At 60.2% G+C, this 21,169-nt stretch carries 22 protein-coding genes; 4 read left to right on the top strand and 18 right to left on the bottom strand.

Features of this window, described 5'->3' with window-relative positions:
* Position 1: 1 nt before the first annotated feature.
* The 4 genes from EL18_RS16550 to EL18_RS16535 form a co-directional block, all read right to left on the bottom strand.
* The gene (locus EL18_RS16550; protein WP_036486829.1) at positions 2 to 1,099 is read right to left on the bottom strand and encodes an ABC transporter ATP-binding protein; all 1,098 of its coding nucleotides are present in this window, start codon (positions 1,097 to 1,099) and stop codon (positions 2 to 4) included.
* A 4-nt stretch (positions 1,100 to 1,103) separates the two neighbouring features.
* Complete coding sequence (locus EL18_RS16545) at positions 1,104 to 1,970, bottom strand: carbohydrate ABC transporter permease (RefSeq protein ID WP_036486828.1); 867 nt, start codon at positions 1,968 to 1,970, stop codon at positions 1,104 to 1,106.
* 2 nt (positions 1,971 to 1,972) lie between these two features.
* Positions 1,973 to 2,869, bottom strand: a complete 897-nt coding sequence (locus EL18_RS16540; RefSeq protein ID WP_036487101.1) for a carbohydrate ABC transporter permease — start codon at positions 2,867 to 2,869, stop codon at positions 1,973 to 1,975.
* A gap of 97 nt (positions 2,870 to 2,966) precedes the next feature.
* On the bottom strand, positions 2,967 to 4,280 hold the full coding sequence (locus EL18_RS16535) for an ABC transporter substrate-binding protein (protein WP_036486827.1): 1,314 nt from the start codon (positions 4,278 to 4,280) through the stop codon (positions 2,967 to 2,969).
* A gap of 169 nt (positions 4,281 to 4,449) precedes the next feature.
* Here EL18_RS16535 and EL18_RS16530 point away from each other — a divergent pair, with 169 nt between their 5' ends.
* Positions 4,450 to 5,238, top strand: coding sequence for an IclR family transcriptional regulator (locus EL18_RS16530; RefSeq protein ID WP_036486826.1), 789 nt, complete (start codon positions 4,450 to 4,452; stop codon positions 5,236 to 5,238).
* A 53-nt stretch (positions 5,239 to 5,291) separates the two neighbouring features.
* On the top strand, positions 5,292 to 6,149 hold the full coding sequence (locus tag EL18_RS16525) for an amidohydrolase family protein (RefSeq protein WP_036486821.1): 858 nt from the start codon (positions 5,292 to 5,294) through the stop codon (positions 6,147 to 6,149).
* Between the two features lie 36 nt (positions 6,150 to 6,185).
* On the opposite strand, the gene EL18_RS16520 is transcribed toward EL18_RS16525, so the two are convergent.
* The 7 genes from EL18_RS16520 to EL18_RS16490 all read right to left on the bottom strand — a co-directional run bounded on the left by EL18_RS16520 (position 6,186) and on the right by EL18_RS16490 (position 13,478).
* Entirely contained in the window at positions 6,186 to 7,316 is a 1,131-nt protein-coding gene (locus tag EL18_RS16520) for a type 2 periplasmic-binding domain-containing protein (protein ID WP_200875558.1), read from the bottom strand.
* Complete coding sequence (locus EL18_RS16515) at positions 7,310 to 8,470, bottom strand: CaiB/BaiF CoA transferase family protein (protein ID WP_036486819.1); 1,161 nt, start codon at positions 8,468 to 8,470, stop codon at positions 7,310 to 7,312. Before EL18_RS16515 ends, EL18_RS16520 begins: the two co-directional genes overlap by 7 nt.
* A 5-nt stretch (positions 8,471 to 8,475) precedes the next feature.
* Positions 8,476 to 9,024 (bottom strand): MaoC family dehydratase, encoded by a 549-nt coding sequence (locus tag EL18_RS16510; protein WP_036486817.1) that lies wholly within the window; start codon positions 9,022 to 9,024, stop codon positions 8,476 to 8,478.
* A 16-nt stretch (positions 9,025 to 9,040) separates the two neighbouring features.
* The gene (locus tag EL18_RS16505; RefSeq protein WP_036486816.1) at positions 9,041 to 10,321 is read right to left on the bottom strand and encodes a TRAP transporter large permease; all 1,281 of its coding nucleotides are present in this window, start codon (positions 10,319 to 10,321) and stop codon (positions 9,041 to 9,043) included.
* A 1-nt stretch (position 10,322) separates the two neighbouring features.
* Entirely contained in the window at positions 10,323 to 10,826 is a 504-nt protein-coding gene (locus EL18_RS17415) for a TRAP transporter small permease (protein WP_051914429.1), read from the bottom strand.
* A 66-nt stretch (positions 10,827 to 10,892) separates the two neighbouring features.
* The gene (locus tag EL18_RS16495) at positions 10,893 to 11,876 is read right to left on the bottom strand and encodes a C4-dicarboxylate TRAP transporter substrate-binding protein (RefSeq protein WP_051914427.1); all 984 of its coding nucleotides are present in this window, start codon (positions 11,874 to 11,876) and stop codon (positions 10,893 to 10,895) included.
* Between the two features lie 285 nt (positions 11,877 to 12,161).
* Positions 12,162 to 13,478, bottom strand: coding sequence for an NAD(P)H-dependent oxidoreductase (locus tag EL18_RS16490; RefSeq protein ID WP_036486815.1), 1,317 nt, complete (start codon positions 13,476 to 13,478; stop codon positions 12,162 to 12,164).
* Between the two features lie 272 nt (positions 13,479 to 13,750).
* Between EL18_RS16490 and EL18_RS16485 the strand changes: the two genes are divergently transcribed.
* On the top strand, positions 13,751 to 13,960 hold the full coding sequence (locus EL18_RS16485; protein WP_036486813.1) for a cold-shock protein: 210 nt from the start codon (positions 13,751 to 13,753) through the stop codon (positions 13,958 to 13,960).
* 114 nt (positions 13,961 to 14,074) lie between these two features.
* Positions 14,075 to 14,323 (top strand): hypothetical protein, encoded by a 249-nt coding sequence (locus EL18_RS16480; RefSeq protein ID WP_244444633.1) that lies wholly within the window; start codon positions 14,075 to 14,077, stop codon positions 14,321 to 14,323.
* Positions 14,324 to 14,326: 3 nt separating this feature from the next.
* Here the strand turns inward: EL18_RS16480 and EL18_RS16475 are convergent, their stop codons facing one another.
* From EL18_RS16475 to EL18_RS16445, 7 genes are all read right to left on the bottom strand, one after another.
* The gene (locus tag EL18_RS16475; protein WP_036486808.1) at positions 14,327 to 15,598 is read right to left on the bottom strand and encodes an amidase family protein; all 1,272 of its coding nucleotides are present in this window, start codon (positions 15,596 to 15,598) and stop codon (positions 14,327 to 14,329) included.
* Positions 15,599 to 15,633: 35 nt separating this feature from the next.
* Positions 15,634 to 16,305: a DUF2848 domain-containing protein gene (locus EL18_RS16470; RefSeq protein WP_036486807.1), complete on the bottom strand. Its 672-nt coding sequence runs from the start codon at positions 16,303 to 16,305 to the stop codon at positions 15,634 to 15,636.
* 24 nt (positions 16,306 to 16,329) lie between these two features.
* Positions 16,330 to 17,610 (bottom strand): TRAP transporter large permease, encoded by a 1,281-nt coding sequence (locus EL18_RS16465; protein WP_036486805.1) that lies wholly within the window; start codon positions 17,608 to 17,610, stop codon positions 16,330 to 16,332.
* A 4-nt stretch (positions 17,611 to 17,614) separates the two neighbouring features.
* On the bottom strand, positions 17,615 to 18,157 hold the full coding sequence (locus EL18_RS16460) for a TRAP transporter small permease subunit (protein ID WP_036486803.1): 543 nt from the start codon (positions 18,155 to 18,157) through the stop codon (positions 17,615 to 17,617).
* A 32-nt stretch (positions 18,158 to 18,189) separates the two neighbouring features.
* Entirely contained in the window at positions 18,190 to 19,233 is a 1,044-nt protein-coding gene (locus EL18_RS16455; RefSeq protein WP_036486801.1) for a TRAP transporter substrate-binding protein, read from the bottom strand.
* A 23-nt stretch (positions 19,234 to 19,256) separates the two neighbouring features.
* Positions 19,257 to 20,105, bottom strand: coding sequence for a putative hydro-lyase (locus tag EL18_RS16450; RefSeq protein WP_425277161.1), 849 nt, complete (start codon positions 20,103 to 20,105; stop codon positions 19,257 to 19,259).
* A 92-nt stretch (positions 20,106 to 20,197) separates the two neighbouring features.
* The gene (locus tag EL18_RS16445) at positions 20,198 to 21,100 is read right to left on the bottom strand and encodes a LysR family transcriptional regulator (RefSeq protein ID WP_036486799.1); all 903 of its coding nucleotides are present in this window, start codon (positions 21,098 to 21,100) and stop codon (positions 20,198 to 20,200) included.
* Between the last annotated feature and the right edge of the window lie 69 nt (positions 21,101 to 21,169).

Raw genomic sequence — 21,169 nt, 5'->3', positions numbered from 1 at the left:
TTCAGGTTCTCACGCTTCTGCCGGTCGCGGCGTCGAAGAGATGGGCCTGTGAAAGGTCAAAGGAGAATTCGGCCTCTTCACCGCGCTTCAGGGGGCGGGGATTGAGCATGCGCGACACCAGCTCCACGCCATCAAAGCCGGCGAAGACCAGGGTTTCATTGCCAAGCGGCTCGGTAATGGAGACGGTGCACCTCATCTGGTGAACCTCATGGGCCTCACCGGAATGAATACCGTGGCCGGTCGGGTAGATATCGTCCGGCCGCAGACCGAAAACCACTTCCTGCCCGGCCCTTACATTGGCTTTGAGATGAGCGGGGATCGGCAATGTTTCGCCAGAGGCAAAGACCAGCTTCCCGTCCTGTACGGACGCAGGACGCAGATTCATGGGCGGGGAGCCGATGAAGCCTGCCACAAATTGCGAAGCGGGACGGTGGAACACTTCTTCGGGCGTGCCCACCTGCTCGATATTGCCGCCGCGCATGATGACGATGCGGTCGGCCAGGGTCATGGCTTCCACCTGATCATGGGTCACATAGATCACGGTGGACTGCAGCTTGGCATGAAGCTTCTTGATCTCGGTGCGCATCTGTGTGCGCAGCTTTGCGTCCAGATTGGACAGCGGCTCGTCGAAAAGAAAGACTTCCGGACTGCGCACGATGGCACGTCCCATGGCAACCCGCTGGCGCTGACCGCCGGAAAGCTGCGATGGACGTCGTTCAAGCAGTTCCTCCAGATCAAGCGTTTTGGCGGCCTCCGCCACACGCGCCTTGATTTCGTTCTGGTCTTTGCCGGCGATCTTGAGCGAGAAGCCCATATTTTCCGCCACCGTCATATGCGGGTAGAGCGCGTAGGACTGGAACACCATCGAGATGTTGCGATCGCGCGGTGGCAGGTCGTTGACCACATCGCCGCCGATGCGGATCTCGCCGTCGGAGATGTCCTCCAGCCCCGCAATCATGCGCAGCGTCGTGGATTTTCCGCATCCGGAGGGGCCGACAAGGGCCACGAACTCGCCGTCGCTGACATCGAGTTCGATGCCATGCACGACCTGGGTTGCGCCGTAGCGCTTGACGAGCTTGTTGAGTGTAACGGGAGCCATTGTCTTATCCTTTCACCGCGCCGGAGGTGAGGCCGGAAACGAGGTGTTTCTGGACGATAAAGGTGAGTGTGAGGGCCGGAATGATCATGACGACCGCAAGCGCGCACATGCCGCGCCAGTCAATCGTGAACTCCGCCGTGTAGTCGAGAAGACCCACCGGCAAGGTCTTTGAGTCGGTCGAGCGGGTAAGCTGTGAGGCGAGCGCGAATTCATTCCAGGAAATGAGGAAGGCGAAAATGCCTGCCGATGCGATTCCCGGTCTGGCGAGCGGGAACTCCACCTGCCAGAAAGCCTGCCAGCGCGTGCATCCGTCGATCTGGGCAGCCTCCGCCAGATCCTTCGGTACCTGCCTGAAGAAGCCATCGATCAGCCAAACGGTGAAGGGCACATTTAGGGCCACATAGGCCATGATCAGGCCGAAATGCGTGTCGATGATGCCAAGCTTGGCATAGACGTAGAACAACGGCAGCGAGAGCGCGATGCCCGGCACCGTGCGCGTGAGCATGAAGCCCAGAAAGATCGACGACTTGAAGCGGAAGCGATAGCGCGCGAAGGCGTAACCGCCCGCCATGCCGACGGCGAGTGCGATCACCGTGGAAGTCACCGAGATCACCAGCGAGTTGCGGAAATACTCGATGACGGGAATGCCGCCCTGACCGACGCCGGAGAACATGGCGACATAGGCGTCGAAGGAGAGTTCGCGCGGAATCCAGACCGGCGGTTTTGCCATGATCTCGACCGTGGGGCGCAGGGACGACAGAACGATCCAGAAGCCGGGCAGGCAGATTATGGCCATGGCCAGGAAAAGGCCGATGAGATGTCCCGCCTTCAGGAAGGAGCGCTTGAGGCGGTGTGAAGCATTTCTATCCATGATTACCACTCCGCTCCGATCTGGTTGCGGGCCTGTGCCAGCTTGCGGAAGAAGATCACCGTGAACAGGATGGACAGGAAGATCGCGAAATAGGCCATCGCATTGGCAAGACCCATTCGAGCATCCGAATAGCCGGTGCGTGCGATCAGCGTCCAAAGTATCTCGGTCCGCTTGGCCGGTCCGCCATCGGTCATGATCTTCACGATGTCATAGGCGCGCGCGATATCCAGCGAACGGATTGTCATGGCGATGAAGGCGAAGGGCATGATGAAGGGCCAGGTGACATAGCGGAATGTCTGCCATGGCGTGCAGCCATCCACGCGGGCTGCTTCCACCGGCTCCCGCGGCATGGCCATCAGACCCGAGAGGATGAAGATCGCAAAAACCGCAGTGGACGACCAGACTTCAGCGACGAGGATCGAGAAGAAGGCGAGTTGTCCGTCGATGAGCCAGGGTATGGCGCGATCGGTCAGTCCAAGCGACTGCAGCGCGTTGTTCACGAGCCCGACATTGTCGTTGAACATGAATTTGAACTGAAAGCCCACCAGGATCGGCGAGAACATCATGGGGAACATCATGATCGTGCGCAGGATACGCTGTCCCCGCGTCGCCTTCTCAACCAGCATGGCAAGGCCAAGACCGAGCACCATCTCAAGATTGAGCGCAATCGTCAGCAGAAGTACGGTGCGCCCGAAGGCCACCCAGAACTCCCAATCCGTGATGAGCCGCTCATAGTTGCGAAGCCCGATGAAATTCCAGATGGAATCCGGTCGCGTAAGCCGGAAGGGCGTGAAGCTCGAATAGAGCGACAGCAAGAGCGGGATCACCACCACCGCCGCCAGCACGATGAATGTCGGGAGAAGGAGCAGGAAAGGGGCCGGAAGCCGCCAGCTTTTCATGTCGCGTCCTTGCATGCGTCGGAAAAGGACGGCGCGTCTTCGCCACGCGCCGTTGAGGTGGGGAGGCCATGAGGCCTCCCGTTCCTGGAAGAGTTTTCTAAAGCTCGCCGGCGTCTTCAAGGATCTCGGTTGCCTTTTCGGCAGCCGAATCCAGTGCTTCCTTGGACGACTTGTCGCCGAGAATGGCGGCCTGAAGCTCAGGATAGACAGCGTTGGAGATCTCGATCCAGGACGGTGTCTGCGGGACCGGGAAAGCGTGCTCCGCAGCTTCCTGGAAGGCCTTCAGGACTTCCTGTCGGTAGGCGTCGCCTTCGGCTTCCTGCACAACAAAATCCCACACGGCGGTGCGCGTTGGCAGTGGGCCTGCAGCGGCCTCAAGCTTCTGGCTGTCCTCGTTGGTCAGGAACCAAACAAGCGAAGCAGCCGCTTCCTTGCTGTCGCAGTTTTCGGTGACGGAGAAACCGTGATGGCCGGACCAGCCGGTGCGCGTGCCGGATGAACCCTTCGGCTGAACCTTCACGCCGACATTGCCGGCAACCTTGGAGGATTGCGGATCATTGAAGAATGCCGCCCAGCCCGGCCAGTCCAGATTGAGGGCAACCGTACCGGAAGCGAAACCCTGACCCAGATCATCCCACAGATAGTTCGTGGTGCCTGCAGGCACGGCCTTCGCCTTGTAGAGATTGACGAACCAGTCAAGTGCGCGCACGCCTGCTTCCGAATTGAAAGCGGGTTCGCCGTCGGCGTTCAGATACTCGCCGCCTTCAGCAACCAGCAACTCGTAGAAGCGGCCATTGATCGCTTCTTCCTTGCCGGCATATTGGGTGCCGTAGAAATCCGGCGGATTGGCGAAGAACTCGGCCTGGTCGGCGACTTCTTCCCAGGTGTCGGGCGGCGTCAGGTCGTAGCCGTATTTCTCCTTGAATTCGGCTGCCTTGGCTTCGTCCTCGTAAAGGCTCTTCTGGTAGTAGAGCGCGGAAACGTCGAACTGCGCGCGCGGCAGCATGACCAGCTTTCCGTCAAGCGTAGAGGCGCTGATATTGGCCGGCACGAAAGCCGCGATCTCGTCTTCGGGAAGCAGGGCGTTCAGATCCGCATAGATGCCTGGATACTGAGGCGCGAAAGAGGAGTGGTTGGAACCCACGCACCAGCTCAAGGTGCCGGTTGCGATATCCGACTTGATTTCCTTGTCGAGCTCGAAGTGGTTCTTCTTCGAGACCACATTGACCTTTGCGCCGGTGGCTTCCTCCCACTCTGCAATGCGGGCGTAGAGAGCTTCATACTGTTGGCCGCCGATCAGCTTGGCATCAATGGTGACGCCGTCGAACTTGCCCGGCAGTTCCTGTGCGATGCTGGCGCTTGCGACAAGCGCAAGCACGCCGGCTGAGACGCCGGTGAGTAGATGTTTCATGGTCTTCCTCCCAATTGGTGACGCCTGCACGTGGCAATGCGTCTCGGCCCGCAATTCACCAACGAGCACAATTCATATACAAACATTCTATTCATGTAGGGTCAAGCCACCTCTATTGCCGATGGGAGAGATTTGCGTATATGAAGAGATAAATTTACTGGAGGGAGCAGTGACGGCAGAAGAAAGCGAGCGCTATCGCGCTCCCGCCCTGGACAAGGGTCTGGATATCCTGGAATTGCTGGCGGGCGTGGATGGAGGTCTCACGCAGGCGGAGATTTCAAAACAGCTTGGCCGCAGTCCGAATGAATTCTACCGGATGCTCGATCGGCTGGTGCGGCGCGGCTATGTCACGCGCATCGAAGGCGACCGCTATTCGCTGACCTTGAAGCTGTTCGGTCTCGCCCAGCTTCATGCGCCGGTAAGACGGCTGATCTCCTATGCAACGCCCTTGATGCGCGACCTGGCGGAGAACAGCAAACAGGCCAATCAGCTTGTGGTGTTCGACCGAGGTTTCGCCGTGGTCGTGGCCCAGCAGGAGGCGCCGGGCTATTGGGGCATCTCGATTCGCGTCGGTTCGCATATCGGTCTTTTCGATACCGGTTCGGGCCATGTCCTGCTTGCATTCCGCTCGCCCGAAGAGCGCGAGATGATGATGGCGGAAAATGCACGTCTCAACGAGAAGCCAGAGATCTCACCGGAGCTGTTCGAGCGTCTCGACCAGATCCGTGATCGCGGCTACGAGCTGATGCCGAGTGCGCAGACGCAAGGCGTGTTCAATCTGTCCGCGCCGGTGCTGGGGCCGGACAAGCGCTGCATCGCCGCCCTGACGGTGCCCTATATCGCACTCGTCAATCCCAATGGCGGCCCGGACATTTCCGGCACGATGCAGATGTTGCTCAAGACGGCCCAGGAGCTTTCCGAACTGGCGGGTGCTCACATGCAACTCGAGCGCCCGTGAGGAGTTTCGCCCTGCGTCCAGCGGCGCTTGAGGGCATTTGGAGGAGGTAATTGATGCTGATCGACACGCATCTGCATGTCATCGACAAATCCGTTCTGAACTATCCCTGGCTTGCAGATGTCGAAGCCCTCGACAGGGATTTCAGCTATGAAAGCTATGAGCGCGAAGCGCGCCAGGGAGGCATCGAGGCGACACTCCATATGGAGGTGGATGTCGAGCCGTCCCAGATCGAGCGGGAGACCGAGAATGTCGCGCGGCTTGCGGCCCGGGACAACAGCCTGATCGTCGGCGCAATCTCCTCTGCGCGCCCCGAAGAGGATGGCTTTGCAGCCTTCCTTGAACGGCAGATCGACAATCCGCTGGTAAAGGGCTTCCGCCGCGTCTTGCATGTGGTACCCGATGAGGTGTCGCAAAAGCCGCTGTTCCGCGAGAATCTGAAGCGCCTGTCCGACACGCGTTTCACATTCGATCTGTGCGTCCTGCCGCATCAGATACCGCTTGCCATCGAACTTGTGGACCTCGCACCCGATGTCCGCTTCGTTCTCGATCATTGCGGTGTGCCCGACATCAGGAATGATGCCTTCACCCCCTGGAAGGATCATGTCGACGAATTGGCCAGGCGCGACAATGTCACCGCAAAGATTTCCGGTGTGGTCGCCTATGCCGAGCCGGGCAGCTGGACGGTCGATACGCTGCGGCCCTACGTCGATCATACGGTCGAGAAGTTTGGCTTCGACCGCCTGGTCTGGGGAAGCGACTGGCCCGTATGCACCCTTGGCGGCGGTCTGCACGCATGGCTGGCCGCGACGCAGGCGCTGTTCAGCGGCTGCACCGCGCAGGAACGCGCCAAGCTATTCCGCGAGAACGCCAAGCGTCTGTGGAAGCTGCGCAGCGCCAGCGACGCAGCCTGATCCTTGGCGTGAAGTGGCGGGTGTTCGTGCCCGCCGCTATCTGTGCTGCTCGAACATCCGGTTGAGGTCGGCCACAAAGCGTGCGGCCGGCTCCCGGTTTGAAAGGGCCTTGGTCAGCCTTGCAGCGCCTTCCTGCTGGAAAGTCATGTAGCCATTGTGGCGAGGCCGCAACCATCCGCCCTCCAGTGTGGCCCGCGTATCCCTGTAGAAGTCTTGGGTCTGCCGGTTTACTTCTCCGTCTTCCCAACCGGCTGCATGGCCGGGCTGGCCGCCAGCTTGCGCGAAGGGACCTCGCTGAATGTCTGCGCTTGAGATCCAATAGGCAAAATCGATGGCGACTTCCCGTGCGCTCGAGAAGGCGGAAACGGCGATACCGGTGCCGCCAATTGCAGAGCCAACCGGGCCAGCACTGCCCGCGACCGGAATATCGGCAAAGCGCAGGAGGCGTGGGCGGAAGCCGTCGATGGCGTAATTCACATAGCCATAGATCAAGGGTGAGCAGATGATGCGGCTGTCCTCGCGCGCCATCTCTTCTAAGATTGCGATGGGATCTGCTTGCGCGCAGTGATTGGGCACGAGGGCGGCAAGCTCCAGCACCTTTTCATAAACCTGTTCGCCGATCTGCTGATCGATGAGCGGGCCGTCACCCTCGTTGCGGCAGGGGTGCCCCATATTGGCTGCCAGCGTGTAGAAGCACATGAGCGAATGCGGCGGACGCAGTGGCACCGCCATCCGACCCTCGCGCGCCAGCGCGATGACCTCTTCCCATTCCTGCGGCGCCTGTGCGAGCGCATCGGGACGATAGGCCTGCACCTGTGCCGCCGCATCGATGGGGAAAGCCCATTGGCGACCGGACCAATTGTAGCTCGGGTAGGAAAGTCCGACGCTGGCATCGGCGAGCGCCCTGCGTTCATCCTCACGCCCGGCGACATCCAGCGGTGCAAGGCAGCCTTCCTCCGTGATCTGGCCGACATGGGGATGATCGATCACGATGAGATCATATTGCCGCGCCAATTCCTCGACTGGAAAGGATTCGAAGTCTTGGAGCGAGCGCTTGTCCCACGCGATTTCCACTCCCGTCTTCTCCTTCCAGATCGAAGAGCAGGCAATCATCGGGTCATAGCCACGCGGATGGCTCCAGGTCATGCCTTTCAACTTGGTCACAATCCGAACTCCTTGCGAATCTGGTTGGAATGCTCACCGATACGCGGTGCCGCGCGGGCAGCCTTCGGTCGAGCGCCATTGATGCGAATGGGTGAGGCGGTGGTCTCGATGGAGACATCGTCTTCGCGCGTGACGGTCTGCAGCATGTCGAGCATCCGGAACCCCTCATGGCCAAGGAGTTCGTTCCAGTCGAACACGCGTGAGCACCAGATATCTGCAGGCTCCAGAACGGCCAGCCATTCATCCGTCGTGCGCGTGATGGCCGCTTCGGAAATGATGTTCTTGATCACGTCACGTGCACTGAACCAACTCTTGGGATCGTCGCAATAGGCACGCAGGCCCTCGATCTGCATGAGGTCGGCAAGCTTGGGCAGGGGCGTCATCGCAATGGCAAGGAAACCGTCCTTTGTCTCATAGACGCCGTAGGGTGCGGAGAGATAGGCATGTGCACTGCGCGTCTGGGCGCGTTTCGGAAGGCGCTTGCCGTCATTGAGGAAGGTCGTGAGCACCTCGAACTGAAGATCGGTAAGCGCTTCAAGAAGGCTTGTCTGCACATGCGCGCCATGACCCTTGATGCCGCGCTGCACGAGCGCTGCGAGTATGCCCTGACAGGCGGCCGCGCCAGCCAGCATATCGGCGACAGCAAGTCCGAAGGGCACCGGCCCCTGGCCATCATCGCCATTGAGCCACATGAGACCGGAGCGCGCCTGGGCAAGCAGATCCTGTCCGGGACGCATCACCCATGGGCCGTCTTCGCCATATCCGCTGATGGAGGCGTAGACGATCTTCGGATTGATCTCGCGCACGGCTTCATAGCTCAGGCCCAGCCGCTCGATGACACCGGGGCGGAAATTCTGCACCAATACATCCGCCTTCGCGATGAGACCGCGCAGCGCCGTCAGGTCGGCATCGTTCTTCAGATCGATGGCGAGGCTTTCCTTGCCGCGATTGATGGCATGAAAGATCGTGGAATCGCCGCCGATCTCGGTGTCGCTCAAATAGAGCTGGCGGGAGAGGTCACCCTGTCCTGGCCGTTCGATCTTTATGACCCGCGCACCCAAATCCATGAGCCGCAAGGTACAATAGGGCCCCGACAGAAATTGGCTCATATCAATGACGACGAGCCCGTCCAGGGGCATGGAATTCGTTTCAGACATGGTTCCTAGTTCTCGACGGCTGCTTTGAAATCTTGGGGGTTGCGGTACTTCACGGTCTGCAGATGTTCGCAGTAGAGCACGAGTTCGCCCTCGCCCTTGAACACCTCGTAACTGGCTCGGATAAGACCCATCTCCTCGTATTTCGGGCGCTTGTCGAGATGAGTGCGAACCGTATAGATCGTGTCGCCGATGAAGACCGGCTTGATGAAGCGCAGCTTGTCGTAGCCGTAGGAAAATGCGTTCACGCAATTGGTCGCCACGAGGCCGAGCCCCGCGGAGAAGACAAATGCGCCCGCAACCAGTCGGCGGCCAAACAGGCCCTCCTTTTCGGCAAAATGCTGGTCTTGCACATAAGGGTGGATGTCGGTGACGAGCAGGTTGAACTGATGGCTCTCACCCTCCGAGATGGTACGGCGCAGCGAGCGGATCTTGTGTCCTGGCTCCCAGTCTTCGTAGTACCAGTTTTCGGAGTTCCAAACGGGTATATCAGCATGCTCCTGCGGCATGTCCTGCGCATGCGTGCTTGCGATCCCGATCGTGGATTTGTAACTCATTTTCTCCTCCGGATTCTCATTCCTGGCCAAGCGTCGGCAGCCACAGCGAAATCTGCGGCACGTAGGTAACAAGGAGCAGGGCAAGGATCAGCACGGCCAGGAACGGCAGTGCTTCTCGTACGAATTTTGCGATAGAAACGCCTGTCACGGAGCAGGCGACAAACATCAGGGTGCCAAGCGGCGGCGTCATGCCGCCGAGCGTGAGATTGAGTACCATCACGATGCCAAAATGCACGGGATCGATCCCCATCTCGACGGCGACCGGCACGAGGATCGGCGTGAGCAGGATCAGGAGAGCGGTTCCCTCGATCAGCATGCCCACGACGAGCAGCAGAATATTGATCAGCAGCAGAAGGATGATCGGATTGTCCGTCAGCGCAACCATGAAAGCCGCCGCTTGCTTGGGAATGCCCACCCACGACATGTAGAAGCCGAATGCATTGGCAGCGCAGATGATCAACATGATCGCTGCCGTTGCCAGCACCGTCTCGACGATCACCTTCGGGATCGATGACCAGCGCAATCCGCGATACATCAAGCCGATAACGGTCGCATAGATCACTGCTATCGCACCTGCCTCGGTGGCGGTGAAGAGACCGAAGCGAATGCCTCCCACCACGCCGACCGGTATCAGCAAGGCGAGCGCGGCGCCGCGCAATGCGGTTAGACGTTCCGCCCAGCTTGCCGGCTTTTCGCGGGAAGGCTTGTAGCCTCTGCGCCGCGCGATGATCCAGGCCGTGATCATCAGCAACACGGCCAGCATCAGGCCGGGTATGACACCGGCCAGGAACAGCGAGCCGATGGATACATTGCCAAGGAAGCCATAGAGGATCAGCCCTATGCCCGGAGGTATGGTCGCAGCGATGACAGAGGATGAGGCTGTGACAGCCGCGGAATAGCCCACATCGTAGCCGCGGCGCTCCATTTCTGGAACGAGCAGCTTTGACTGGACGGCCGTATCGGCATTGGCCGAGCCGGACATGCCGCTCAACAGCGTGCTGAGCAGGACATTCACCTGTGCAAGTCCGCCCGTCATGTGGCCAGTCAGCGATTCGGCGAGATTGAGCATCCGCCGCGTGATGCCAGCTTCGTTCATGATCGCGCCGGTGAGGATGAAGAACGGAACCGCGAGAAGCGGGAAGGACTGCGTGGACGCGATCAGGCGCTGGATGAAGACCTGCACGGGCATTGCACCGGAAAGCAGAAAGAATGACAGGGCTGCTATACCGATCGCAAAGGCAACCTGAATGTTGAACGCCAACAGGACAAGAAGGATGACGACGGGCAGGTAATCCATCTCACTCGCCCTCTCTCGCTTCTTCAGGGAAATAACAAATCGTGCCGTCGCGGCTCTTGAAGACGCGCAGGAACTGAAGGGCTGCGTGAGCGGTCGTAAGCAGAAGTGCCAGCGCCACGCCGCCATAGACATATGCAAAGGATATGCGCAGGACCGGCGAAGGCCGATTGAATGACTGGAGCGCCAGCAACCCTGCCAGATAGGTCGCATAGGCAAGGAAGCCGGCGACCAGCATGATCGCAAGTGCTGTTGCCGCCTTGCGGACCGGAGCGGGTAGCGTGTCGACAAGAATGGGGATGCCGATATGCAAGCCGCGCCGCATCGCAGCAGAGGCGCCGAAGAACACGACCCATGCAAAGGCAACCGAGGACAGCTCGGTCGTCCAGGTAGCCGGCTGGCTGAAGATATAGCGTGTCGCCACGCCCCAACTGACGCTGGCAACGACCACAGCCAAGGCAATTCCCGCCACGCCGAGGTCAAGATTGAAGGCAATCCGCCTGAACATTGTGTTGGTCCATATGGAGCAAGGGCTGGGGAAAGCCGGCATGAACCGGCTTCCATTAGGTAGGGATCACTCGCCCAGAAGCGCGTTGATCTCGTCGTGAAGCCCCGGCGTCCAAGCGGGGAATGCGTCGTAGACGGAGGCGGTGGCTTCGCGGAATGCGACTTCATCCACATCGCGCACCACGGTCACGCCCTCGGCCTCGAGCTTCCTGATGAAGTCTTCCTCGGACTTCAACACGAGATCGGTCATGAATTCACCCGCTTCCTCGGCGGAGCTCGTCAGCGCGTCCTGCACATCCTGCGGATAGGAGGCGTACAGATCGGAGTTCATGACGAGGCCGACAAAAGCCTTGAAGTGACCGGTCATGGACACCGTTTTCGCATTCTCATGAAGCTTTGAGGCATAGAGGGCCGCAAGCGGAGCTTCGGCCGCCTTGACCACACCGGTCGACAGGCCCGTATAAACTTCCGACCACGCAAGCTGCACCCCGCGACCGCCCATTGCGTCCATCGTCTCGATCCACATCACATTCGGCGGGACCCGGATTGTGAGGCCTTCCATGTCGGCGGGGCTGCGCACTTCACGGTCGGCAATGATGTGGCGCGCGCCGAACAACCAGTTGGTCGCAAGCAACTCGAAATTGCCAGACTGGCGCAGGTCGTCCTTCATCCGCGCGAAAAGATCGGACTCCAGGATCTTGTTGAAGTTCTTCGGATCAGACAACAGGTAGGGGCCGTTGAGGATGCCGAAATCCGGCGTGTAGTCGGACAGATAGCCGGGATCGGAGTTCTGGATGACCGGCGCGCCGATCTTCACCTGTTCGTAGACTTCCTGATTGCTGCCCAGCTCTCCATTGGGGTGGATGGTGATTTTTACCTGTTCGCCGACCTTCTGTTCCACCAGATCCACGAAATGCTCCATGGCCTCGTAAATTGGCTCTGACGTCGAAGAGACGGTTGCCAGGCGCAGCTGGATTTCCGCAGCCGCCGGGCTGAGGCTGGCGAATGTTGCGACAGCGCCCGATACGGCAAGTATGAGCAGATTATTCATTGGGGCTCCTCCGATAAAACGCGTTGCAGGCGCCTTCCATGCTGCACGATGCAGCTGGTGCGCATGCGACCCTCCCTGGTTCGAAATGCAGCATGCATAATTTATCTGTAAGGTGCAAGTTCATATATGAAATACTCAAGAAGAGCGCAGTTCGGCCGTATGCCGGCGGTCACAAAACGTGCAGCGGGATTAAAGACGTGCAGAAGCCGGGCCTCTTCCTGTTTCAAATGAAGAGGCCGGCGAGGTTCAATCCGCTGATGTTCCTGAGGATCAGGAGAGGCAGCTTCAGCCGTAAAGCAGGCGGTCCTGCTCGGCGCGTAGCGCTGCGATCTTGGAACCTTCCGGCGGGGCGGCATTCTCCCGGGTCAGGAGCGTGCCCTTCTTGATGGGAGCGGTGACCCTGCCGCCCTGCAGCAGGCCGATGGGCATGGCATTTGCTGCCCGCGCATCCTCCACCGTCATTGTCCAGGCGCGGTAGCAATACTGGCCAATCGCGTCGAGGGTGTCGCCGGGCTGAAGATCCTTCTTCGCCATGGCGCATACCTCCGCAACCGGGCGGGGCAGGGGCACCATGTCCGCCTTGCCATAAAGCCCCACGCGGGCGCAGGTCAGCGGCACTTCAAGCGAAGTGAGGTGGTAGGGTCGGTGGAAGGTGTAGTAGCGCCCGGATCCCACCTTGAGGTCCGTCATGCGCTCGCGGATGCGCGGATGATCGGCTTCCACCACCACAAAGACGCCTGGCGAAACTCCCTTGCCGATGGAGTAGTCGACAACGCCCTTGCGCGACAGCACTCCGCCGTCCTCCCTGGGCACAAGGGTGCTTGCCAGATCGCCTATACCGGCGGAAGGGCCGTGCATACCGGGGCAATCGGGGACCAGGCCCGTCGCATTGGCAATGGCTGCCATCTCTACCATGGTCTTGGAGCCGTCGACGAATTCGACGAGCATGCGCACATTCATGTTCCGCCGCTCGGCCTCTTCGGCGTAATCGTCGGGAATGGCGTCGAAATTGAGCGGGTTGTTCTTGCCCTTGCCTGCGGAAACGACGGGATAGCCAAGGGCGGAGACGAACTCGATCAGCTCCATGCAGGAGGAGGGCTCGTCGCCTGCACCCAGCGAATAGACCACGCCGTTGCGGTCCGCCTCGCGCTTGAGCAGCGGACCCACCGTGACATCGGCCTCCACATTCATCATCACCAGATGCTTTCCATGGCGGATGGCATCGATGGAGATATCGGCGGCAACGGCAGGGATGCCGGTCGCGTCGATGACGATGTCCACGAGATCGTTGGAGATGACGAGATCGGCGTCGGCCGAAACCGCAATCCTTCCCATTTCTATTGCTTCGAGCATTGCGGATCGCGTGTTCACGCGTGCAATTCTGTCGTCACGGCCATAGGCAATTTCTGCGGCACGGCTTGCAGCGGGCGGCGTGCGTTCACAGATCGCGGCGACTTCCAGACCGGGCATCATCGCAATCTGGGTGAGAAGGTCGGTGCCCATCTGGCCGCAGCCGACGATGCCGATGCGAATGGGCTTGCCACTCCTGCCGCGCTCTTCCAGATCACGGGCCAGACCCGTAAGCGCGACATTGGGCCCCATGGCCACCTCCCGAACAGTGATAATCCTCAAGCGCTGGAGCGATAGTGGGGGCTGGAACGGGTGTCAATGTCAACGCCGGAATGCCTCGAACCGGAGAATGAGCGAATGCGCCTTGTTTAAGCCGCAGTTGCACCCTATGTTCTGCCTATCGATCTTGCTTGTTGAACTTTCTCTGCGCCCTGGCGCCAGACGATCTTCCCTTCAAAGTCGAGCTAACCCGCGCCCAACTCATGAGGCGGGCGCATTCCGTGACCCTTTGAAAGGATATTGTCATGACCACAGGTACCGTAAAGTTCTTCAACACCACCAAAGGCTTTGGTTTCATTCAGCCGGAAGATGGTGCGCAGGACGTTTTTGTTCACGTCTCCGCTGTTGAGCGCTCCGGCATGCGCACGCTCGTCGAAGGCCAGAAGGTCAATTTCGACATCGTGCAGGACAAGCGCTCCGGCAAGAATGCTGCTGAGAACCTCAGCGACGCATAAAGTTCATCCTCACGCCATGACCACGGATGTACTGGCATGGCATGACGGATCGAGAGGAAAGGTCGGGACCTCCCGGCCTTTTCGTTTTTCTGGCACCAGAAACGGGAGGCGCGCATGAGCGAGATCGCCACTAAGGAAACGGTCTTCAGGCAGCCAATGTCGAAGGCTGAAACGAAAAGCGAGATCACCGACCGCACCGCACGCGCGATCATGGATGCCGAAGTCAATGCGCGTGACGCCAAGACCGAACGGCTGAAGGCCCAACGCCTCGCCATGGAAGCCAAACGTGCCGCCGAAGAAGCCGCTAATCCGGCCCCGGTGAAGAAGAAGCGGGTGACGAAGTCACGCGTAAAATCGGCCTGACCCTCAGGCTGAAGGCAGGGCCGCCAGAATTGCGCGGCTGAGACCCAGAATACGCGCATCGGCCCCTGCAGGCCCGGCAACCATCAGGCTTCCCGGCATGGTTCCGTCACCTTTGACCGGCATGGCCATGGCACAGCCGTCTGCCAGATTGATGTAGGAGCAGTTGCGCAACATCATCATGTTCACGCGGTCGAAATCTTCTTCCGCTTCCGCAATCGTGGGCGGCTGGATGGCGAGCGTCGGCGCCACGAGAGCGTCGAAACCGGACATGATTTCCGCAAACCTCTCCACGGCTTCAGCGCGTTCCGCCTTGGCTGCATCGACTTGCCCCGCACTCAGCGTTTCTGCAAAGCGGATGCGCTTGAGCACGCGTGGATCTCCCACTTCCTCAAGCTCGTTCAGACGCTCGCCGTAAAGGGTGAGGGCCTCCCACGCGATCACGATGCGGCTTATGCCGGAGGATGCGGGGAGGAACGCGAAATCCTGCTCGACCAGCTCGTGACCTGCCGCGCGCATTGCGTCGCAACTGCGCGCGAAATGTATTTGCGTGAAGCCGTCGATACCATCGGTGAAAGCGCCCGTCGGCAAGGCCAGCCGCAGCGGCCTTTCGGGAGCATCTTCTGCCTGAAGTCCGCCAGCCAAGACATCGGTGAAGGTGAGCGCATCATCAAGCGTCGCACAGAGCGGGCCGACGCTGTCGAACAGATCAGAGAGGGGATGGATGCCCTCGCGCGGGATGACCGACTGGCTCGGCTTGAAGCCGTACAGGCCGTTCACGGCTGAGGGAATCCGTACCGAACCGCCGGTATCGGTGCCAAGGCCCATGTCGCAGATGCCGTGGGCCACGGTCAATGCGGCACCCGATGAGGAGCCCCCTGGGATGCGCGTCTTGTCGAAGATGCAGCCCGGCGTGCCGTAATGCGGATTGAGCCCCACGCCGGAATAGGCGAATTCGCTCATCGATGTGCGGCCAACCAGAAGCGCGCCCGCCTCCTTCAACCGGCGGATGACCGGTGCATCGGCAGTCGCCGGTGCAGCAGTCTTCAACAGGCGTGAGCCTGCGCTCGTCACCTTGCCCTTCTCGTCGAACAGATCCTTGATCGAAACCAGCTTGCCGTAAAGCGGCAGGTCCTCGCCCGCCGCCTTGCGCTCATCAAGTGCCTTGGCATCGGCGCGGATGCGTACTGCGTCGAAATCGGTGAAGATGCGCCCGGCCTCGGGTCCAAGCGCTTCGACCTTCGCAATCGCTTCTTCCGCTTTTGATACCATGTCCATCCGGTCCGGTTCCTTGTGCTGGGGCCAACTGATCGTCAGGCGACGATCGGCAGCGTCTCGATCTCGTATTCATGGGTGATGACGTTTCCCGTCTCGGGGTCACGCATCTCCATCCTGAAGGCGGCAGCAGGGCGCACGCCGCCGGACTTCACGCCGAGCGTGCCGCCCAGCATGGCAGCCGCACCGTCCTGCGCGAGTTTCTCAAGCGCGCAGCCCTCCATCAGATCGGCCATCGGGCGCATCGCGGCAAGTGTGCCTTCCTGATAAAGCGTCCAGTCGCCATTTTCCCTGATCCAGGAACGCAGTTCGATTGAATCCAGACGGTCGAGAAGCGGATCAAGCTCCCAAAGCTCGCTTGCGCAGGGCTTCGCACAGGCCTGTTTGGAGAGTGCAACCGAATGGGCTTCGAGTTCGCGGTCGGTGTGATCGGAGCCAAGACCCAGATAGCGCTTGCCGTCGGCAATCACGATCATGGGCTCTACCTCACCCGAAGTGCCTTCGCCCACAAACTGCAGCTTGTCATCCTGCGTCAGCAGATTGGCAGAGACGCGGTAGTAAAGCGGAACGGTGGAAGGCGGCGCGACACCGAGCTCCGCAAGCTCGTCGATGTGATGCTGGATCGCATCCGGGTTTCGTCCGGTCCAGCCTGCCACGACGCAGTTGGTGAAGGAGAGGTCGAGCGTGTTTCCGGCGCAGGTAAAGCGCATGGGGTTACTCCTGAAAATGAGAAACTAGAGGGCAGCCGGCAGGAAGAGAGCCAGGCCGGGGAAGAGAATGAGGAAGCCGACCATGGCGAGCATCACCAGCACATATGGCATGGCCCCGACCATGACCTCGCCAAGCGTGCCGCTCTTGCGCGAGCCCTGCACGACATAGAGATTGAGCCCGACAGGCGGCGTGATGAGCGCCATTTCGACAAGCACGATCATCAAGACGCCGAACCACACCTTGTCATAGCCAAGTCCGGCCATGATCGGCACGACGATGGGAATGGTCGCCACCATCAGGGACAGGGTCTCGATGAAGAAGCCGAGAATGATGTAGAGCAGGATGACCAGGAACAGTGTGCCGAGCGGCGACAGGCCGGAATTTTCCAGAAGCGATGTCAGCTCGCGGCCAAGACCCGCGGATGCCATGGTGAAGTTCAGGAAATAGGCGCCGATGATGACGAGCATGATCATGGCGGTGATGCGCACGGTGCCAAGGGCGGAATGGCGCAGCATCTCCATGTTCACGCCCCCATTGGCTAAGGCAATGAGAAGCGCCATGAACACGCCCACGGCAGCAGACTCGGTGGGTGTGGCCCAGCCAGCATAGATCGAGCCGATCACCACCACGAAGAGCAGGATGATGGGTACAAGCTGGCGCAGGCTAGAGACGCGCTCGCCCCAGGTAAAGCTGCGGCTGGAGCCGCCAAGCGAGGGCTTGAACCAGCAGATCAGCGCGGTGATGGCCATGAAGGCAACTGCCATAAGAAGACCGGGAATGAGCCCGGCAAGGAAGAGCTGCGGGATCGAGGTCTCGGTCAGGAAGCCGTAGACGATCAGATTGATCGAAGGCGGAATGAGAATGCCAAGCGTGCCGCCCGCTGCAATGGCGCCGGAGAAGAGGCGCGGATCATAACCAAGCTTTTCGGCCTGCGGCATGGCGACGGTTGCCACCGTTGCAGCCGTTGCGACGGAGGAGCCGGAGGTGGCGGAGAACATGGTGGCGGTGCCGATATTGGCATGCACCAGCCCGCCCGGCAGCCAGGAGAACCATTTGTCGAGCGAGGCATAGGTGCGCTCCGCCACGCCGCCGCGCACAAGGATTTCGCCAAGCAGCACGAAGAAGGGGATGGCGATCAGCGTCGAGCTGTTGGAGGAGGACCAGACGACCTGGCCCAAACCGCGAATGAGCGGAAAGGGCGAGAAGAACTGGTCGATGCCGAAGCCCAGAATGAAAAGGACGATGCCGACGGGAATGGAGAGTGTCAGAAGGCCCAGAAGGCTGATGGATACGGACCAGATCATGGGTTCAAATCTCCGTCTCGGTGGCCGTACCGACGGCGTTTTCAAACTGGCTTTGCTGGCGTTGGGCGAGCATGCCGAAGGCGCAGATAAGCAGCAGCACGGAAGCGGTCGCAAACCAGACCCAGCCGCTGAACCATATGCTTTGTGGTATCCACAATGGGGTTTCCAGCGGCGTGTTGGCGCGAGAACCTCGTTCGAGGCTCTTGGCCAGCACCGGCCAGCATTGCCACGCCACCACGGTTGTTACCGCGGCCGTGGCCGAGATGGCGATAAGATCAAGTATGCTGCGGCCGGTCTGCGCGAGCTTCAACCGCAGGAGGTCGATGCGCACATGGGCCAGTTCCAGAAGCGCGAATGAGAGGCCCCAGCTCGCCACGAAAGCCATGACATAGCCGGAGACTTCATCCGAGCCACCAAAGGAATGGCCGAACTGGCGAAGCGTGATGTCGGCGAGAATGAAAAGCACCGTGAGTGCAAGAACTGCACCCACGATGAGAGCGATCAGGCGGTTGATGCGCCGGAGAACGTCCACGATTGTTTCAAACATTTTTATCGGCCTCCGGCGCCCACCTCATCAGATCAGAGCGGAACCTGAACGCCGACGGTCTTGCCGACGCTCTCGTTCCAACGCTTGGCCCAATCGGAACCCGCGCGCTCTGCCCACTCCGGCAGAACCGTCTCTTCAAGGATCTTGCGCGCCTGCTGGGTGTCGGCTTCGGTCGGCTCGACAAGTGTCATGCTGGCCGCTTCACCGGCGGCACATTCGCCATTGCCGGTTAGGCAGGCAATATCGGACTCAAGCGCACCAGCTGCCGCATCCCATGCAGGAGCTTCGAACTTCTCCGTAAGCTGGGTCTGAAGCATCTCCTTCTGCTCGTCGGAAAGCGACTCCCACTTGTCCATGTTCATGGCGGTCACAACCGGGTCCCAGCCGCCGAGCGGCAGGGTCATGAGGTGCGAGGAGACTTCCCACCAACCCGCACTATAGCCCGAACCTGCACCGGTGACGGCGCAGTCGACCCCACCGCGCTCAAGCGCGCCCGGGACTTCCGAAAATGCCACATTGATGCCCTCGGCGCCGAGTGCTTCCAGAAGCTTGGTGGTCATGCGGCCCGAACCACGGATCTTCTTGCCCTTCAGATCATCAAGCGAGGAGACCTCGTCCTTGCAGAAGACGACCTGCGGCGGGTAGGGCGCGATTGCCAGAAGCTTGGCGTTGAAGCGCTCCTTCATGATGTCCTCCACCATGGGGCGCGCAGCATCCACCATCTTGCGGGCATCATCTGCCGTGGTGGCAACCAGCGGCACGTCGAGACCTTCAAGCTCCGGCGCGTCGCCGACCGTGTAGTCTGCGACCGTCATGCCGACATCGAACACGCCGTCGCCCAGCATGCGGTAGACATCGCCGCCTGCAATGCCCATCTGGTCGAAGGTCGTCATCGACACTTCAAAATCGCTGCCTTCAGCGCCCGGCAGGGTTTCGGTCCAGAAGGGCGCTTCATACTGCTTGTAGAGCGGCAGGCTGCTCCAGCTGCCAACCACGGAAAGTTCTTCGGCCTGGGCCATGGCGGCGCCCGCGATAAGGGCCGTTCCGGCCAGCAATGCGTTGCGAATGATCTTCATCTTCGTTTCCTCTGTGGTTTGCTTCAGTTGTTGTTGTTTTGGGCAATGCCCCAGAGGCGGCTTTCTGCCGTCTCTGCGGGTATGTCGGTCACCAGCATGTGACCGGGATCATGGGTAATGGCGAGATCGGCATCGCAATTGCGGATTGCCATTTGCGGTGTCACGCCACAGGCCCAGAATACGGGAATGTCGCGATCGTTCATAATGGGTTGATCACCGAAGTCAGGCGACATGATATCGCGAATGCCGATCTGCGCGGGGTCGCCGATATGCACCGGTGCACCATGGGCGAGCGGCTGGCGCGACGAAAGCAAGATGGCCTGGATGGCATCGGCCGGACTGAAAGAGCGCATGGAGACGACGAGCGGGCCGGAAAATGCGCCGGCGGGCCGCGTCTCGATCGAGGTCACATACATCGGCACATTGCGCCCGGCATCGATATGGCGCACGGGAATTTCGGCAGCGACCAGCGCCTCCTCGAAGGAGAAGGAGCAGCCGAGAACGAAGGTGACGAGGTCATCCCGCCACACGGAGTTGAGATCATCAACGCGTTCGGGCGCCTGTCCTGGACGAAAGATGCGATAGGCGGGCACATCGGTGCGGATGTCGATATCCTGCCCCAGATCGGGCAGCGAAACCTCACCCGCTTCGCCGATGCCGATGATGGGACAGGGCTTTGGATTGCGTTGGCAGAAAAGCAGGAAGTCATGTGCAAGGGCTTTCGGCAGGATCGCCAGATTGCCCTGTAAAAGGCCCGGCGCCTTGCCCGCAGTGTCGCCGCTGAAACGGCCTTCGCGAACAGCCTGACGCAATGCAAGACCGGTATCGAACACCTTTTCCTGCCCTGACTGGCTATGGATATCCTGCGCCAACACGATGACCTGCTGCCTCCTCCGATGGACGGCAGAAGGATTCCAAACTCACACGATCATGTCAATCGATCATTTGATGTAATAATTGATCTCTATGGGCGATCATTTTGATCAGCCTGTGTCGCGGCTTCAGTGATGATCGTTCCGGCTTCGCGATTGCGCTCCGGGAAGTAGATGACAATGAAGTTGAGCTCCTGCGGCTCTGCTTCCGGCTCCACGTCAATCCGGCGGATATGTTCTGCAGCACCTAGGGAATGGGATGTGGCGATCCGCCTCGGAAGGACACCAATGCCGAACTGGTCGGCGACCAGATGCAAAACGGTCGAGAGTGAAGCGGAGCCGTGCAGGACCGGCGGCTCCGATATTGCGCCGGCGAACAGGCGCTCCACCTGCTTGTAGGGCAGGGTGCCCTTCGGAAATGTCACGATGGGATGCTCGGCCAGCTCCTGCAATGTCCAAGCGCGGTTGCGCTCCGGCATGGCCGTGGAGGCGTACCAGCCGAGCTCGACGGGCCGCAAAGCCGTGCCAACAACACCACGCGGCTGCAACTCGCGGAGCAGGATGGCGACATCGAGCTCGTCATCGCTCAGCTTGCGCGCGAGCTGTTCGGATGTGTCCACGGAGAGTTCGAAACGCACATGCGGATGGTCCTGCCGCAACTGCTTGAGCATCTGCGTCAGGATCGTGTGCACGATAGTCTCGGCGACACCGATGCGCACCGTGCCGTTCAGACCGCTTGTCTGGGTCAGCTCCTGCACGATGCGGTCGCGGCTTTGCACCAGCCGATCGGCTTCTTCAAGAAAGCGTCGACCCGCCGAAGAAAGGCGCACCTGCCGCCCGACGCGGTCAAAGAGCGTGAGACCCAGCCGCTTTTCAAGGGCGGCAATACGCGTGGAGATCGCTGATTGGGCAAGGTTGAGACGCTGCGCTGCCGCACGAAAGCCACCGGCGCGCACCACCGCCTTCACGATCTCCACATCCCTGAAACCAAACATCGCGCGCAAATCTCCTCAAGCCTCCAAACTTGTGAACGCATTCGGGCATGAAGTTCAAGCTGGTGGTGG

The organism is Nitratireductor basaltis, from assembly GCF_000733725.1.
In the GTDB taxonomy this organism is placed as follows: domain Bacteria; phylum Pseudomonadota; class Alphaproteobacteria; order Rhizobiales; family Rhizobiaceae; genus Chelativorans; species Chelativorans basaltis.
Note: the sequence above shows the minus strand (reverse complement) of the source record. Positions and strands in the feature narration are given on the sequence as shown.